The 14,107-nt window shown below is 65.9% G+C and carries 12 protein-coding genes; 3 read left to right on the top strand and 9 right to left on the bottom strand.

What is annotated here, in order from left to right; genetic code table 11:
• Window positions 1-6: 6 nt before the first annotated feature.
• Window positions 7-1,029, top strand: coding sequence for a hypothetical protein (locus HND55_02350; protein QKK01593.1), 1,023 nt, complete (start codon window positions 7-9; stop codon window positions 1,027-1,029).
• Complete coding sequence (ntrC, locus tag HND55_02345) at window positions 1,022-2,401, top strand: nitrogen regulation protein NR(I) (GenBank protein ID QKK01592.1); 1,380 nt, start codon at window positions 1,022-1,024, stop codon at window positions 2,399-2,401. Before HND55_02350 ends, ntrC begins: the two co-directional genes overlap by 8 nt.
• 193 nt (window positions 2,402-2,594) lie before the next feature.
• Here the strand turns inward: ntrC and HND55_02340 are convergent, their stop codons facing one another.
• Window positions 2,595-3,035 (bottom strand): D-tyrosyl-tRNA(Tyr) deacylase, encoded by a 441-nt coding sequence (locus HND55_02340; protein ID QKK01591.1) that lies wholly within the window; start codon window positions 3,033-3,035, stop codon window positions 2,595-2,597.
• Window positions 3,036-3,199: 164 nt separating this feature from the next.
• On the opposite strand from HND55_02340, the gene HND55_02335 reads away from it, so the two are divergent.
• Window positions 3,200-4,108 (top strand): lysophospholipid acyltransferase family protein, encoded by a 909-nt coding sequence (locus HND55_02335; protein ID QKK01590.1) that lies wholly within the window; start codon window positions 3,200-3,202, stop codon window positions 4,106-4,108.
• A gap of 3 nt (window positions 4,109-4,111) precedes the next feature.
• On the opposite strand, the gene HND55_02330 is transcribed toward HND55_02335, so the two are convergent.
• From HND55_02330 to HND55_02295, 8 genes are all read right to left on the bottom strand, one after another.
• Window positions 4,112-4,432: a tetratricopeptide repeat protein gene (locus HND55_02330; GenBank protein ID QKK01589.1), complete on the bottom strand. Its 321-nt coding sequence runs from the start codon at window positions 4,430-4,432 to the stop codon at window positions 4,112-4,114.
• A gap of 526 nt (window positions 4,433-4,958) precedes the next feature.
• Window positions 4,959-6,413 carry a potassium transporter gene (locus tag HND55_02325; GenBank protein QKK01588.1) on the bottom strand — a complete coding sequence of 485 codons (1,455 nt, stop codon included), beginning with the start codon at window positions 6,411-6,413 and terminating at the stop codon, window positions 4,959-4,961.
• 8 nt (window positions 6,414-6,421) lie between these two features.
• Window positions 6,422-7,798 (bottom strand): Trk system potassium transporter TrkA, encoded by a 1,377-nt coding sequence (trkA, locus tag HND55_02320; protein QKK01587.1) that lies wholly within the window; start codon window positions 7,796-7,798, stop codon window positions 6,422-6,424.
• 18 nt (window positions 7,799-7,816) lie between these two features.
• Entirely contained in the window at window positions 7,817-9,166 is a 1,350-nt protein-coding gene (locus HND55_02315; protein ID QKK01586.1) for a sigma-54-dependent Fis family transcriptional regulator, read from the bottom strand.
• A gap of 63 nt (window positions 9,167-9,229) precedes the next feature.
• Complete coding sequence (locus HND55_02310) at window positions 9,230-11,362, bottom strand: HAMP domain-containing protein (GenBank protein QKK01585.1); 2,133 nt, start codon at window positions 11,360-11,362, stop codon at window positions 9,230-9,232.
• The gene (locus HND55_02305) at window positions 11,352-11,900 is read right to left on the bottom strand and encodes a DUF4390 domain-containing protein (protein QKK01584.1); all 549 of its coding nucleotides are present in this window, start codon (window positions 11,898-11,900) and stop codon (window positions 11,352-11,354) included. Before HND55_02305 ends, HND55_02310 begins: the two co-directional genes overlap by 11 nt.
• Window positions 11,872-13,215: a 16S rRNA (cytosine(967)-C(5))-methyltransferase RsmB gene (gene rsmB, locus HND55_02300; GenBank protein QKK01583.1), complete on the bottom strand. Its 1,344-nt coding sequence runs from the start codon at window positions 13,213-13,215 to the stop codon at window positions 11,872-11,874. The genes HND55_02305 and rsmB overlap by 29 nt, the downstream gene beginning before the upstream one ends.
• Complete coding sequence (locus tag HND55_02295; protein ID QKK03957.1) at window positions 13,185-14,105, bottom strand: methionyl-tRNA formyltransferase; 921 nt, start codon at window positions 14,103-14,105, stop codon at window positions 13,185-13,187. The genes rsmB and HND55_02295 overlap by 31 nt, the downstream gene beginning before the upstream one ends.
• Window positions 14,106-14,107: the final 2 nt, after the last annotated feature.

Here is a 14,107-nt window from a genome sequence, read left to right as displayed (position 1 = left end):
CCGACCATGTCTAACCGGCTGGATCCGGATGATCTGGCAACCGGGCTGATTCACCTGGGCCCAAGCAGCGAAATCGTCTGGGCAAATCGTGCCGGCGCTGACCTGCTGGGACTGCCGGCCAACAGCGCAGCAGGTCATGCGCTGGCCGGCGTGGATGCCCAGCTGGGCCGATGGGTTGAACGACTCGGCGACGGCGAACAGGCACTGCACGCGCCCGAGATCACCCTGGCGTGCAGCAGCCAGGTGGTCGACGCTTTTCTGCATCGTAACGGGGATGGGGCCTGGATCGAACTGCACCCGGTCGCCGAGCGCGTGGTGCAGCGGCAGCGGGCCGAGCGCATGGACCGTCAGCAGGCCGTCGCCCTGCTGTCGCGCCATCTGGCCCACGAGCTGCGCAATCCGCTTGCCGGCGTGCGCGGCGCGGCGCAGCTCATCGCCGCGCGCGTCGACGACGCGACCGCCCGCCGACATGCCGAACTGATCCAGCGCGAGGTCGATCGTATCACCCGACTGCTCGAACGATTTGCCACGGACAACGAAAACCGCAGTGGTCCGGTCAACCTGCATCAGGTATTGACCGAGTCGGCCGAACTGATCGCCGCCGAGCAGGGTGGCGCCCTGCGCGTCGACCGCGATTTCGATCCCAGCATTCCGCCGCTGGCCGCCGACGACAGCCAGCTTCATCAGCTGTTCGTCAATCTGTTGCGCAATGCCGCCCAGGCCGGCGCCGATCACATCATCCTGCGCTCACGCATCGAGCATCAGTCAGCGCTGGTCGACCCGCCCAGCCGGCACGCGGTGTGCATCGACATCGATGACAACGGCGGCGGCGTCCCCGATGTTCTGCGCGACAGGCTGTTCTTGCCGCTGGTCTCGGGGCGTGATCATGGCTCCGGTTTCGGTCTGGCCATCGTGCAGCAGATTGCGCGCGCCCACGGCGGCCTGGTCGAGCATGAAGCGCTCGAACGGGGCAGCCGATTCCGGGTGCGTCTACCGCTGGTGCCGGCCGGGGTATTCGGCGATGACTGAATCGGTCTGGATCATCGACGACGATCCGGCGATCCGCTACGTACTGGCCGAATACATGCGCAGCCAGAACCTGGGCGTGCGCACGTTTGCCGACGGCCACAGCCTCAACGTCGCCCTTGAGCAGGACCGGCCCGATCTGGTCATGGCCGACGTGCGGCTACAAAGCGAAAGCGGGCTCGACCTGATGCAGCAGATGCGCTCGCATCGTCCCGAACTGCCGGTCATCATCATGACCGCCTACTCCGACCTCGATTCGGCCGTGCGCGCCTTTCGTGGCGGAGCATTCGAGTTTCTGGCCAAGCCATTCGATCTCGACGAGGTCGGACGGCTGGTGGTCAAGGCACTGCGCTCGGCCCCGGCACGCCCGGCGCGCGACCGACACAACGTCGGCCTGATCGGTTCCTCGGCGGCCTTTCAGCAGCTGGTTCGAACCATCGGCCGCCTGTCGGCCAGCGACGTGCCGGTGCTGATCCGCGGGGAGACCGGCACTGGCAAGGAGCTGGTCGCGCGCGCTCTGCACCGCCACTCGCCGCGCGCCGACGGCCCGTTTGTGGCGATCAATACTGCAGCCATTCCCGAAGACCTGCTCGAATCCGAGCTGTTCGGCCATGAAAAGGGGACATTCACCGGTGCCGAATCGCGGCGCGCCGGACGCTTCGAGCAGGCCGCCGGCGGCACCCTGTTCCTTGACGAAATCGGCGATATGCCACTGGCGCTGCAGTCCCGTCTGCTGCGCGTGCTGGCCGAAGGCGAGTACTACCGGCTTGGCGGACGCGACCTGATTCGCGCCGACGTGCGCGTCATCACGGCCACCCACCGCAACCTGGCCGAACGCGTTCGAACCGGCGGCTTCCGCGATGACCTCTACCACCGCCTCAAGGTGATCGAACTGCACGTGCCAGCGCTGCGAGAGCGCAGCGACGACATCGAGGCCCTGGTGCATCATTTTCTGCGCGAGGCAGCGGCCGAATTCAATCTGCCCGAGCGCAGCGCGGACGAAGCCCTGATCCGGCACCTGGCTCAGCTGCCCTGGCCGGGCAACGTACGCGAGCTCAAACATCTGTGCCAATCGCTGGCCGCCCTGGCGCCGGGCGAGGTGGTCGGCGTCGACGACCTTCCCGACGAGTACCGCGCCGAAGGCGGCGACTCGTTGCGCCCGCCGTCCGGCTGGCAGGACATCCTCGCACGGGAACTGAGAACGCGACTGGACCACCGGCATGGCGATGTGCACCGGGTCTTACTAGACCGCTTCGAAGCCTGTCTGGCCCGAACGGCACTCGAAGTCTGCGCGGGCAACCAGTCAGAAGCGGCCCGCCGGCTTGGCATCAGCCGCAATACCCTTGCGCGCATGCTCAAAGCACCTGACCACTAGCCCGCATTATCCATGAATTCACTCGCGCCCTTGCTTGCGCCTTGTCCGCACAGCGGATGTTCCTCCCTCGGAAATACAGCCTGGTATTCCGCTCGGTCGGAAAATCCGCTGTGCGAACAATCCCCTGCGCAATCATCGCGGCGATTCATGAATAATGCGGGCTAGTCACCCTGTCGATCACATGCAGGGTCGTTCAGTCCACTTCCAGCCAGAACGTGACCGGGCCGTCGTTGACCAGAGCAATCTGCATGTCGGCACCGAACACGCCAGCGCCCGTATCCGGCCACCGGGCGCGCGCGGTCGCCAGCGTCTGGTTAAACAGCGCCCGCCCCTGTTCGGGCGGGGCGGCCGGCGTAAAACTCGGGCGGTTTCCGGAGCCGGTGTCGGCGGCCAGCGTGAATTGAGGCACCAGCAGCAGGCCGCCGCCGGCATCGCGCAGGCTGACATTCATGCGCCCGGCAGAATCTGCAAAGACCCGGTAGTTGAGGCATCGCTCGACGAATCGGTCGATGCGTTCGGGGCGATCGCCGCGCCGATATCCGACCAGCACCAGCAGGCCCGGACCGATCTCGCCGACGATCTTGTCGTCAATGCTCACCGACGCCTCGCGAACCCGCTGCAGCAATCCGATCACGCTGTCCTCCTGCCGGCTGGTTCCGCCGGACTGTCGATCAAGACCCCGGGCAAGAGCGCAAGCGGGCGCGAACATCGACAAGGCCCCGGGGTACCGAAACCGGTATCCTACACTGCCTGACCGTCGCGTCGAACCTCCAAGGCTGAGGGGACAAACCACGCCCGATGAAGTATTGGCTCGCCAGCGTTCTGCTCCGGATACTGGGCCTCTTGCCGCTGCCGCTTGCACATGCACTGGCGGTGCCGCTGGGAAGACTCTGGCGATTCCTGCCCTGGCGGGAACATCCGGTCATCCACACCAACCTCTCGCTGTGTTTCCCCGACCAAACCGCGGCCTGGAGGGAACGCCTGCATCGCCAGCATCTGGTCGAAATGGCGCGACTGGCGCTGGAGGCCGGGGTGGTCTGGTACGGTTCGCTCAGACGAATCAACCGTCTCGTGCGACGGCATCAGGGCTGGCAGGCGGTTGAACAGGCGGCCGAGCGCGGCAAAGGCATACTGCTGGTCGGGGCACACTATGGCAACTGGGAAATCCTGCCGCTGTGGATTTCCGCACGCGTCCCCGTCAGTGCGCTGTATCGCGCACCCGCCAGCGAGGCACTCGACCGCACCATCACCGCCTCTCGCCAGCGCTTCGGCGCGGAACTGATTGCCAGCGGCAGTCCGGCCATGCGGCGAATGCTGGCCCGGCTGAAGCGTGGCGGCCTCATCGGCCTGCTCGCTGACCAGCAGCCCAAACAGGGCGAGGGGGTCTTCGTGCCGTTTTTCGGGGTGCCGGCACTGACCATGACCCTGGTCAATCGCCTGGCCAGGCATACCGGCTGCGCCGTGTTCTTCGCCAGCTGCCGGCGCCTGCCGCGCGGGCGTGGCTGGGAGCTGTCGTTTACGAGCGCCCCGGAGATTGTCTCCGGCAACGATCCGTGCGAGGCCATGCGTGCCTTTCACGGCTGGCTGGAGCAACGCATCGGCGAGACCCCGGCCCAGTACCTGTGGAACTACAAGCGTTTCAGCCTGCGCCCGGGCGGCGCCGAAAGTCCCTACCCGCCGCGCAAGCGACGGCGGCGCAGAACCTGAATCTCACGCCCCGGACTGGCGTTCCAGTCGCCGCAAGAACACGGCCATGACCTTCTCGGCCTGCTTGTCGCCGTTGCTCCGGGCGACCTCCATCCCCTGTTTCCAGGCTGCGCCCGCTGCCTCGGGCCGGCCCAGATCGCTGAACGCCCGGCCCAGTTCCTGCCAGGCCATGGTCTGTTCGGGCCTGTGCTCGGTCGCCTTCTTGAGGTGAGCGACCGCCTCGGCCAGGTCACCCGCCTTCAGCCGTGCCTGGCCGGCCGCCAGCCGCGCTTCGTAGGAGTCGCGCCCCTGGTCGATGAGTCTTTCGATGACTGCCGGATCCATTGCCACAGCATATCGGATCTGACGAACCCGTTGCCCGGATCAAGCCATCCGTCGGGGACGCGGCCCCGACCTACCCGTTCCGCGGCAGTGATGGTCGACGATGTCTCGTCCGTCGGGGACGCGGCCCCGACCGGCCCGATTGCGGGTACCGGGTTCGTAGGTTGCGGTCGCATTCGCGACGGACAGACAGCTGGCGATCAGGCGTAGGTCGCGGTCGCATCCGCGACGGACAGACAGCTGGCGATCAGGCGTAGGTCGCGGTCGCATCCGCGACGGACAGACAGCTGGCGATCAGGCGTAGGTCGCGGTCGCATCCGCGACGGACAGACAGCTGGCGATCAGGCGTAGGTCGCGGTCGCATCCGCGACGGACAGACAGCTGGCGATCAGGCGTAGGTCGCGGTCGCATCCGCGACGGACAGACAGCTGGCGATCAGGCGTAGGTCGCGGTCGCATCCGCGACGGACAGACAGCTGGCGATCAGGCGTAGGTCGCGGTCGCATCCGCGACGGACAGACAGCTGGCGATCAGTGCTTCCAGTAGCTCGGCGTGAGCAACACCAGGATGGTGAAGATCTCGAGTCGGCCCAGCAGCATGGCGAAGCTCATCAGCCACTTGGTGCTGTCAGCCAGCCCACCCCAGTGAGCCCCGGCTTGCCCCAGGGCAGGACCCAGGTTGTTCATCGCCGAGAACACCACCGATACGGCGGTAACCAGGTCAGCCTCGATGCCGGAGACAATCAGCGTCAGAATCACAACGCACAGGATGTAGAGCGAGACAAACCCCCAGACCGCGTTGGCGACTTCCTGGTTGAGGGTGCGGCCGCCGAGCTTGAGGGGCACGACCGAACGCGGATGGATGAGTCGCTTGAGTTCACGAATGCCCTGCTTGGTGAGCAGGTAGACGCGAATGATCTTGAAGCCGCCAGTGGTCGCGCCGGCGCAACCTCCCAGGGCGCTGACAAGCAGCAACAGTAAAGGCAAGGTGCCGGGCCACAGATAGACGGCATCGGTACCATAGCCGGTCGTGGTCATGTATGACACAGCCTGGAAAATGGCGTGCCGCATGGACTCCCAAAAACTCTCAAAGACACTCTGCTGCCATAGCAGAACCGTTGCCGCAGCCCAGACCACCAACAGTAAGCCCACAAACAGCTTCAACTCCGGGTCGCGCAGGTACACCTGCGCCGAAGCGTGACGAAGTGCCAGAAAATGGAGGGTGAAGTTTATGCTGGCGAGGAACATGAATAGCACTACCAACCACTCGATCAGCGGCGATTCGAAAAACCCGATGGAAGCATCATGCGGAGAGAAGCCGGCCGTTGAAACCGTCGTGAACGAGTGCACCACAGCATCGAACAAGCTCATGCCAGCGGCCCAGTAAGCTGCGGCGCAGATCACTGTCAAGCCGATATAGATCAGCCAAAGGGCCTTGGCGGTCTCAGCGATGCGCGGCGTCAACCGCCGCTCCTTGACCGGCCCGGTCACCTCTGCCTTGTACACCTGCATGCCGCCGATGCGCAGCATCGGCAGGATAGCAACCGCCAATACGATAATGCCCAGGCCCCCCAGCCACTGAAGCTGTTGCCGATACCACAGGATAGAGACAGGCATATCGTCCAAACCGACGAAGACGGTGGCGCCGGTCGTGGTGATTCCCGAGGTCGACTCGAACACGGCATCGGCCAGGTCGGCGTCGATTGCCAGCACAAAAGGCAGGGCGCCAGCCAGACACACCGCTCCCCAACAGGCCACCACCACCAAGAACCCGTCCCTGATCCGGAGTTCGCGGCGTGAGCGTCGCACCGGCATGTAGAGTCCAATGCCCAAGAGCGCGATCGTAACCAGGCTGACCAGGAAGGCGGCTGTTGTGCCTTCATCCGCAAAGAAGGCAAACAGCGCCGGCGGCACGAAGCTCAGGCTCAGAAACACCAGCAGCACCCCGACGATGCGCTGGACCGGCGCGTAGGCGCGCAGCTGCATGGCCCGGCTCACACGAACACGACGTCGACGGCGAACAGGCGTTCGACACGGCGGATGGAGCGGGCATCGGCTACGAACAGGATTACGTGATCGTCGGGCTCGATGACCACATCATGGTGGGCGATGATGACCTGTTCGCCACGAACAATACCGCCGATCGTGGTGGCCGGCGGGAGATCCAGTTCCTCGATGCGCTTGCCGACGACCCGGGACTGGCCGGGGCGGCCGTGCGCCACTGCTTCGATCGCTTCGGCCCCGCCTCGCCGAAGCGAATGCACGCGCACCATGTGCCCCTTGCGAATATGGGTCAGCAGCGCGCCGATGGTGACCTGCTGGGGGCTGACGGCGACGTCGATGCGATCGGACTCGACCAGATCGACGTAGGCTGGCCGGTTGATCAGGGTAATGACCTTGTCGGCGCCCATGCGCTTGGCCAGCATGGACGAGAGAATGTTGGCCTCGTCGTCGTTGGTCAGCGCGCAGAATACGTCAATCTCATCGATGCCTTCCTCGTGCAGCAGGTCCTCATCGGCGCAGTCGCCGACCAGAACGATGGCGGTGTCGAGATCCTCTGCAATGCGCTCGGCACGCACCGGGTCGCGTTCGATCAGCTTGACGTGATGGCTGCGCTCGAGGCGACGGGCCAGGCTGGCACCGATATTGCCGCCGCCGGCCAACAGGATGCGATGGCCGGGCTCGGTCATGCGTCTGAGCTCGCGCATGACCACCGGTATATCGTCACGGGCGGCAAGAAAGAACACGATATCGTCGACTTCGATGACGGTATCGCCTTCCGGGATGATCGGCTCGTCGCGCCGGAAAATGGCCGCTACTCGCGCGTCGACACCGGCCGGCAGCTTGTCGCGCAATGACTTCAGCGCGTGCCCGACCAGCGGGCCGTCATGGAATGCCCGGGTGGCAACGAGCTGGGCCCGACCGTCCGCGAAATCAAGCACCTGGAGCGCACCCGGATACTCGATCAGACGCTGGATGTGATCGGTTACCAGCTTTTCGGGACTGATCAGCACATCAATGGGCGTGTGCTCGCGCGTGAACAACTCGGGATAGGCCAGGTAATCGGCCGCGCGCACCCGCGCGACCTTGGTTGGCGTGTTGAACAGCGAATAGGCCACCTGGCAGGCCACCATATTGGTCTCGTCGGAGTTGGTCAAAGCGATCAGCAGGTCGGCGTCTTCGATTCCGGCCTGAATCAGCGTATGCGGATGCGCCGCATGGCCGAGCACCGTTCGGATATCGAGCTTTTCCTGCAGCTCGCGCAACCGCTCGGGATTGGTGTCGACAACCGTGATGTCGAAATCTTCGGCCGACAGGCTGTGCGCCATGCCTGTTCCTACCTGCCCAGCCCCGAGGATGATGATCTGCATGGCGGTCGTTGCCCCTGGTCAGACCTGCTTGGGGTCGATTCCGAGCTGTTTGAGCTTGCGGTAGAGATGGGTGCGCTCCATCTCGACGACTTCGGCCAGCTTGCCGACGCTGCCGTCAACCGACTGCAGCTTGAAAGTCAGATACTGTCGCTCGAACTCCTCGCGCGCCTCCCTGAGCGGCAGATTATAGAGCGCCGGCATCTTGCGGTCGCCAACCGTCTCACCCGTATCGGACTGGGCCAGCGCTTCTTCGACCTCGGCGACCGTCACCTCCTCCCCTCCGCCCAGAATCAGCAGTCGCTGGACCAGATTCCGGAGTTCGCGCAGGTTGCCGGGCCAGTGATACTGGCGCAGGCGATTCTGCGCAGCAACCGAAAAATGCCGGTATGGCATGCCATCCCGGCCCGGAAAATACTCGGCGTAGAAGCGCACCAGATCAGGCACGTCTTCCTGCCGATCGCGCAGCGGCGGAATCTCGAGCGGCAGCACGTTGAGCTGGTAGAACAGCGTCTCGTCGAAACGCCCCTCGCGCACCATCTTTTCCAGCGGCTCACCGGTACCGGCGATCAGGCGCATGTCGAGACCGCTGCTTTCGGAATTGTCCGGGTCAAGGCGGTCGCTTTCGAGCACCTTCAGCAGAACCGACTGTGCCGGGCGATCGAGACGCGAGACATCGTCGATGAACAGCACACCGCCCTGGGCCTCGGCCAGCAGCCCCTGGCGCTGGCTGTTACCGAGCAGCAGGGTCGACCATGAGGCCCCTTCCAGTCGGGTAGCGGCAGCCGCGAACGGCGCTGCACTGCGCCTCGAATGGGCATGAATCCAGCGCGCCGCATCCTGCTTGCCGACACCCGGTTCGCCGGTAATCAGCACCGGCGCATCATGGGCTGCAATTCGCTCGAGCCGCTGCCGCAGCTGCTGCACGGTCGATGAACGACCGATCGGCTCGATGACCGATGGCTGACTGCGCTTGAGGCCCTCGTTCTCGCGCCGCAGCCGCCCGGACTCGATGGCATTCTCGACGGTAACGGTCAGCCGCGCCATGGACACCGGCTTTTCGACGAAGTCAAACGCCCCCAGGCGCGTGGCCTCGACTGCGGTTTCAACCGAGCCGTGGCCGGAAATCATCACCACCGGACAGTCCAGCGTACCGGAATCGCGCCACTCGCGAAGCAGGCTGATGCCGTCGGTATCGGGCATCCAGACGTCGAGCAGGATCAGATCGGGCGGCTGCTGACTGCGCACCTCGCGCGCCTCGGCCGCGTTGGCGGCAAACGCCACTTCGTGTCCCTCGTCGGCCAGGATTTCGCCGACCAGATCCCGGATATCGGGCTCGTCGTCAACAATCAGGATTCGGGCTGCAGACATGGCCGCTATTGTTGCATGACTCACTGTGCCTCGGGCCAAGCATAGCGCACTCGACCCTGACCCTCATGCCGAGGGCAGCCAGATCACGATTTCCGCCCCGCCGCCCGGCGGATTGGCCACCTCGATCATACCGCCGTGATCATCGACGATTCGGCGGACGATGGCCAGTCCCAGCCCCGAACCGCGTGGTTTGGTGGTCACGTAGGGCTCGAAGATCTGATCAACGATGTCCGCGGCAAAACCCGGGCCATTGTCGCCAAGCCGCAGCGTCACACCATCCTGATCGCCATGCCGACCCCCGGCCGCGCTGATCCGAACCTGCGGCTGGCCGTGCGGGTGTGCTTCCTGGGCATTGCGCACGAGGTTAATCAGAAGCTGTCGCAACTGGCCCGGGTCTGCCCGCACCTCGGGCGTGGACGGATCGATATCGACCTGGAAGTCGATTGGCATTTCGCCGCTGGCGTAGAGATCGACAACATCGCCAACCAGCCGCTCAATGGCAACCGGCTCGCTTTTCAGCCGCGCGGGTCGGGCATAATCGCCAAAACTGTCAACCAGCCGCCGCAGCGCGTCGACCTGCCCCCGGATGGTTCCGGTCGCCCGCTGAAGCAGCTCGCGCTCAGGCGGCTCGAGCGCCGGGCCGAGCTTGTGGGCCAGGCGCTCGGCGGCCAGCTGAATGGGGGTCAGCGGATTCTTGACCTCATGCGCCAGTCGCCGCGCCACTTCGGCCCAGGCCGCGTCGCGCTGGGCCTGATCGAGCACGGTGACATCGTCAAATACGACCACATGGCCACCGGTCTCCGAGGGGAGGTCGGAACCACGACACACCAGCACCAGAGGCCGGCTGTCGCGCTCGAGCTTGATCTCCTGGCGCCAGTCGCTTGCGGGCGCGGAACGCCGGTTGCGCACCGCATCGAACAGGGCTGCCAGGCTCGGGTGCGCGTTTTCAATCTCCGACAGCGGACGGTCGCGAATCATGTCCGCATCAAGCCCCAGAATGGCCAGTGCCGAGGCGTTGAATGCGGTGATGCGCTCGCCGGCATCAATGGCGATGACACCGGCCGACAGTCGTCCGAGCACGGTCTCGAGATAGCGCCGCTGCGCTTCAAGCTGCTGTCGGCTACTGTCAAGCTCCCGGGTCATCGTGTTGAATGACTGCACCAGAAAGCCGAGTTCGTCGCGGGTCGTGACCTCCAGATCCTCGGGAAATCGCCCGGCGGCAATCTCCTCGGTGGCCTCGGCCAGTTCGCGAATCGGCTGGGTCAGCCGGCGGGCGGCGTTGAACGCCAGCAGCATGGCCAGCAAGACCGTCAGCAGCAGCACCAGCGAGAGGATCAGCACCAGGCTTTGCTGGAGGCGACCCCGCAGGTAGGTCACGTTCTGGTAACGGTGATAGGCGGTTTCGATCCCTTCGGCCAGCTCGCTGAACTCTTCGGGCAGCGGATAGATGGCCTGCAGCACCAGCGCACCGCCACCGAACACGGCCGGCTCGAGCTGTCTGAGCACCCGGATCTGGATGCCATCCGCGGCCGGCTCGGCCGCGGCATACTCCTCGTCCTGAAGGGCCTGCGCCAGGGCGAAATCCCCGGGGCGGTCGGCCACGATCCGGCCCGGCTCGATGCTTGCGGTGACCCGGGCACGACCGGAGGCATCCAGCACCGACAGCTCGGTCGGACCGGCTGAGCGGACCTGACTGAGCAGCTGTTCGAACAGACGGTCCTCGTCGGCCACATCGAGCCGCGATGACAGCCGGTCGATCTCGTTTCTGACATCCCGGGTTCGCAGGCTCAGGAACATCTGGCCCAGTTCGATGGAGTTGGCCAGCGCATGCTCAGCGTCTGCATCCATCCAGCCGTCGATCGTATCGCTAATGAACTGGATCGAAAACAAGAACAGAATGACAACCGGAGGCAGGGTCAGGCTGACAAACACGATCACCAGGCGGGCGGTCAGCCGACTGCCGGGCTCGCCGCGTTTGAGACGGCTGACCAGGCGCACGATGCGACCGATGATCACGCCCATCAGCACGACCACCGCAGCACCGGCAAGAACCAGAATCCACTGGGCCAGACGACCCAGCTGGGTGGCTTCCTGCTCGACCGTGGAGACGAGATACAGGGCCGTAAGCAACAGCAGCAGCACTGCCGCCAGCGGCAGCGCGCGCAGGATTCGGCGCCGACCGCGCCTACCGAGCATCGGCGCTGTCCAGGACCGCCGGATCAGCCAGCGGAAGCTCGTACCAGGGACTCGACAGGCGCCACTGCCGGTTGAACCAGGTGGGCAGCCGCATCGGTGAGGGCAGCCGTGTGCGGTCAAGCTGGATGCGGGCGTGAACACGCGCCGGGTCATCGCCCCTGTCGACCGGGATCGACCATGATCGCGGTCGCCGCAGCGCGTCAAGCAGCATGCTCAGACGAGGATACGTGCTGCGGCGATCGTTGTGCAGGTCCACCAGCTCGTAATGTCGGCTCAGCGGCAGGTAACTGAGCTCCAGTCGATGACGGCGGCGCTCATCGAGGCCCGGCAGCCAGACCGGGCCCGAGGGCGCACGCAGCGCGACCAGCAACGTCAGGGTCACGCCGCGCTCGAGCGCCTCGAGCATCGCCGGACTGGGCTGAAGTTCAATACCGGCCCTGACCTCGATTTCCCCAGCGGCGCGCTGCACCTGGATCGACTCCAGCGCCACGCGCCAGTCGGGGGTGGAATCAGTCCGGCAGGCGCTCAACGGCAGCATAATAAAAACCATCGCAATCATGGTCGCCCGGCAGCAGCTGACGACCAGGCCCGGCCGGCGGCGGCCGGCCGGGGCAGGCGCAATCTTCCATCGCTCGGGCATCGGCATGGCGCTCCAGAAAGGCTTGGATCTGCCCGGCATTTTCCGCGTGAAGCACCGAGCAGGTGGCGTAGACAAGGATACCTCCAGGGCGCACCAGGGGCCACAGCGCATCGAGCAGACGGCGCTGCGTCCCGACCAGGCGTCCGATATCGTCCGGCCGACGCAGCCAGCGGATGTCGGGGTGCCGCCGCATGACGCCAGTCGCCGAACACGGCGCATCGACCAGGATCCGGTCGAAACGCCGCCCGTCCCACCAGTCCTCTGGCCGGGCCGCATCGCCGACGACCAGATCGGCGCGCAGCCCGAGGCGTTTCAGACCGGCCCGCATCCGGCGCATGCGCCGAACATCGATTTCGACAGCGGTCACTTCGACATCGGCGCGTTCAAGCAGGTGCGCGGTCTTGCCGCCCGGTGCAGCGCATGCGTCGAGAACGGTCCGGGCATCGTCCAGACGAAGATAGTCCACTGCCAGCTGGGCCGCGCCATCCTGCACCGACAGGTGACCTTCGGTGAAGCCGGGCAGGTCGCTGACTGCAGCCCGCCTGGCCAGCAGCAGTGCATCAGAAAAGCCCGCGATCCGGTGCGCGTCATGACCGGCTTCGGCCAGTAAAGCCTGCGCCCGGCCCACCGAAAGCCGGCGCCGATTGACGCGCAGCCAAAGCGGCGGCGGCTGGTTGCCGGCAGCCAGGATGAGCGCTGAGCGCTCGCCCCAGTCCTTCTCGATCGCCTCGACCAGCCAGCGCGGGTAACCCGTGGTCAGCACCACGTCGTCAACCGGCAATTCGAGTTCGGCAGCCTCGCGCAAATAGCGCCGCAACACAGCGTTGACCACACCGGTCACCCGCTCCCCGCACAGCACGCGCGCCCCGGCAACGGCCGCATGCACTACCGCAGGTGCCGGTTCACGCCGATCGCGCAGCTCCTGCAGCGCCACGGCGAGCAGGAAATGGATCACCCGCTGCCGGCCGCGCGGCGGCCGCTTGGACAGCAACCGGATCAGCCGGTCGAGTGCCGGCCAGTCGCGCAGGACACCGTGACACAGACGCCTGACCAGCGACCGATCGCGGCTATCGGCGCACGCGGCGAGCATCTCGCCGAGCACTTCGTCAAGGGCCCGGCCCTGATCGAGCACCGACGCCAGTGCCCTGGCGGCAACGCTTCGCGGCAGCGCTCCGGCGACCGTCACTGCGATCCGGCCGAACGCGCGTTCCACCAGTCGCGGGCCGACACCCGACGACGGCCGGGGGCCTGCAGCTCCCGGATCTCGAGCACACCCTGACCGCAGCCGACAGCGACGACATCCCGGCCAGCGCCGCCGATCAGCACACCGGGTTGCGCGCTCCCATCGGCTGCCCGGGCGCGATGAATCCTGAACGTCGTCTCCTCAATCTCGCCAAACGCGACCGGCCAGGGATGAAACGCCCTCACCCGCCGCGCCAGACTGTCGGCCGGCGCCCGCCAGTCCAGCCACGCATCCTCGCGCCGGATCAGTGGTGCATGCGTGGCCAGGCGGTCATCCTGAGCCGCTCCGACCGGCAGCGTCCCGGCGTCGAGCCGGTCGATGGCCGCCCGCAGCAGACTGGCGGCCAGGGCCGCAAGCCGATCGTGCAGTTCACCGGCCGTCTCCTCGTCTTCGATCGCCAGCGGCGACTGCAGAATCACCGGGCCCGTGTCCAGCCCGGTGTCCATTTTCATCAGCGATATGCCGCCATAGCGGTCACCGGCCAGTATGGCCTGCTGGATCGGGCTGGCGCCGCGCCAGCGCGGCAGCAGCGAAGCATGCAGATTCCAGCAGCCCAGCGCCGGCCAGTCCAGCACCCGGGATGGCAGCAGCAGCCCGTAGGCGGCAGTGACCAGCAGATCAATGTCCCGGGCCAGCAGCGCCGATGGCGCATGTCGGCCGCTCAGTCGCTCGGGCTGGAAAACCGCGATGCCAGCCGCCTCGGCGACCTGCTTGACCGGACCCGGTCGCAGCTTGCGGCCACGACCGGCGCGCCGGTCAGGCTGGGTCAGCACGGCGACCACCTCGCAGCGCGGATGGTCAAGCAATGCAGCCAGCGCCGGCACCGCGAACGCCGGCGTACCGGCAAAGACCACCCGCACCA

The sequence above is a fragment of the Pseudomonadota bacterium genome (genome assembly GCA_013285445.1).
GTDB lineage: Bacteria > Pseudomonadota > Gammaproteobacteria > Xanthomonadales > Wenzhouxiangellaceae > Wenzhouxiangella.
Note: the sequence above shows the minus strand (reverse complement) of the source record. Positions and strands in the feature narration are given on the sequence as shown.

Coding starts and splice junctions, on each gene's coding strand:
- ntrC (QKK01592.1), top strand. CDS start 1,022: ATGACTGAATCGGTCTGGATCATCGACGACGATCCGGCGATCCGCTAC.
- HND55_02325 (QKK01588.1), bottom strand. CDS start 6,413: ATGCAGCTGCGCGCCTACGCGCCGGTCCAGCGCATCGTCGGGGTGCTG.
- HND55_02335 (QKK01590.1), top strand. CDS start 3,200: ATGAAGTATTGGCTCGCCAGCGTTCTGCTCCGGATACTGGGCCTCTTG.
- HND55_02305 (QKK01584.1), bottom strand. CDS start 11,900: ATGCTGCCGTTGAGCGCCTGCCGGACTGATTCCACCCCCGACTGGCGC.
- HND55_02310 (QKK01585.1), bottom strand. CDS start 11,362: ATGCTCGGTAGGCGCGGTCGGCGCCGAATCCTGCGCGCGCTGCCGCTG.
- HND55_02330 (QKK01589.1), bottom strand. CDS start 4,432: ATGGATCCGGCAGTCATCGAAAGACTCATCGACCAGGGGCGCGACTCC.
- HND55_02315 (QKK01586.1), bottom strand. CDS start 9,166: ATGTCTGCAGCCCGAATCCTGATTGTTGACGACGAGCCCGATATCCGG.
- trkA (QKK01587.1), bottom strand. CDS start 7,798: ATGCAGATCATCATCCTCGGGGCTGGGCAGGTAGGAACAGGCATGGCG.
- HND55_02350 (QKK01593.1), top strand. CDS start 7: ATGTCTAACCGGCTGGATCCGGATGATCTGGCAACCGGGCTGATTCAC.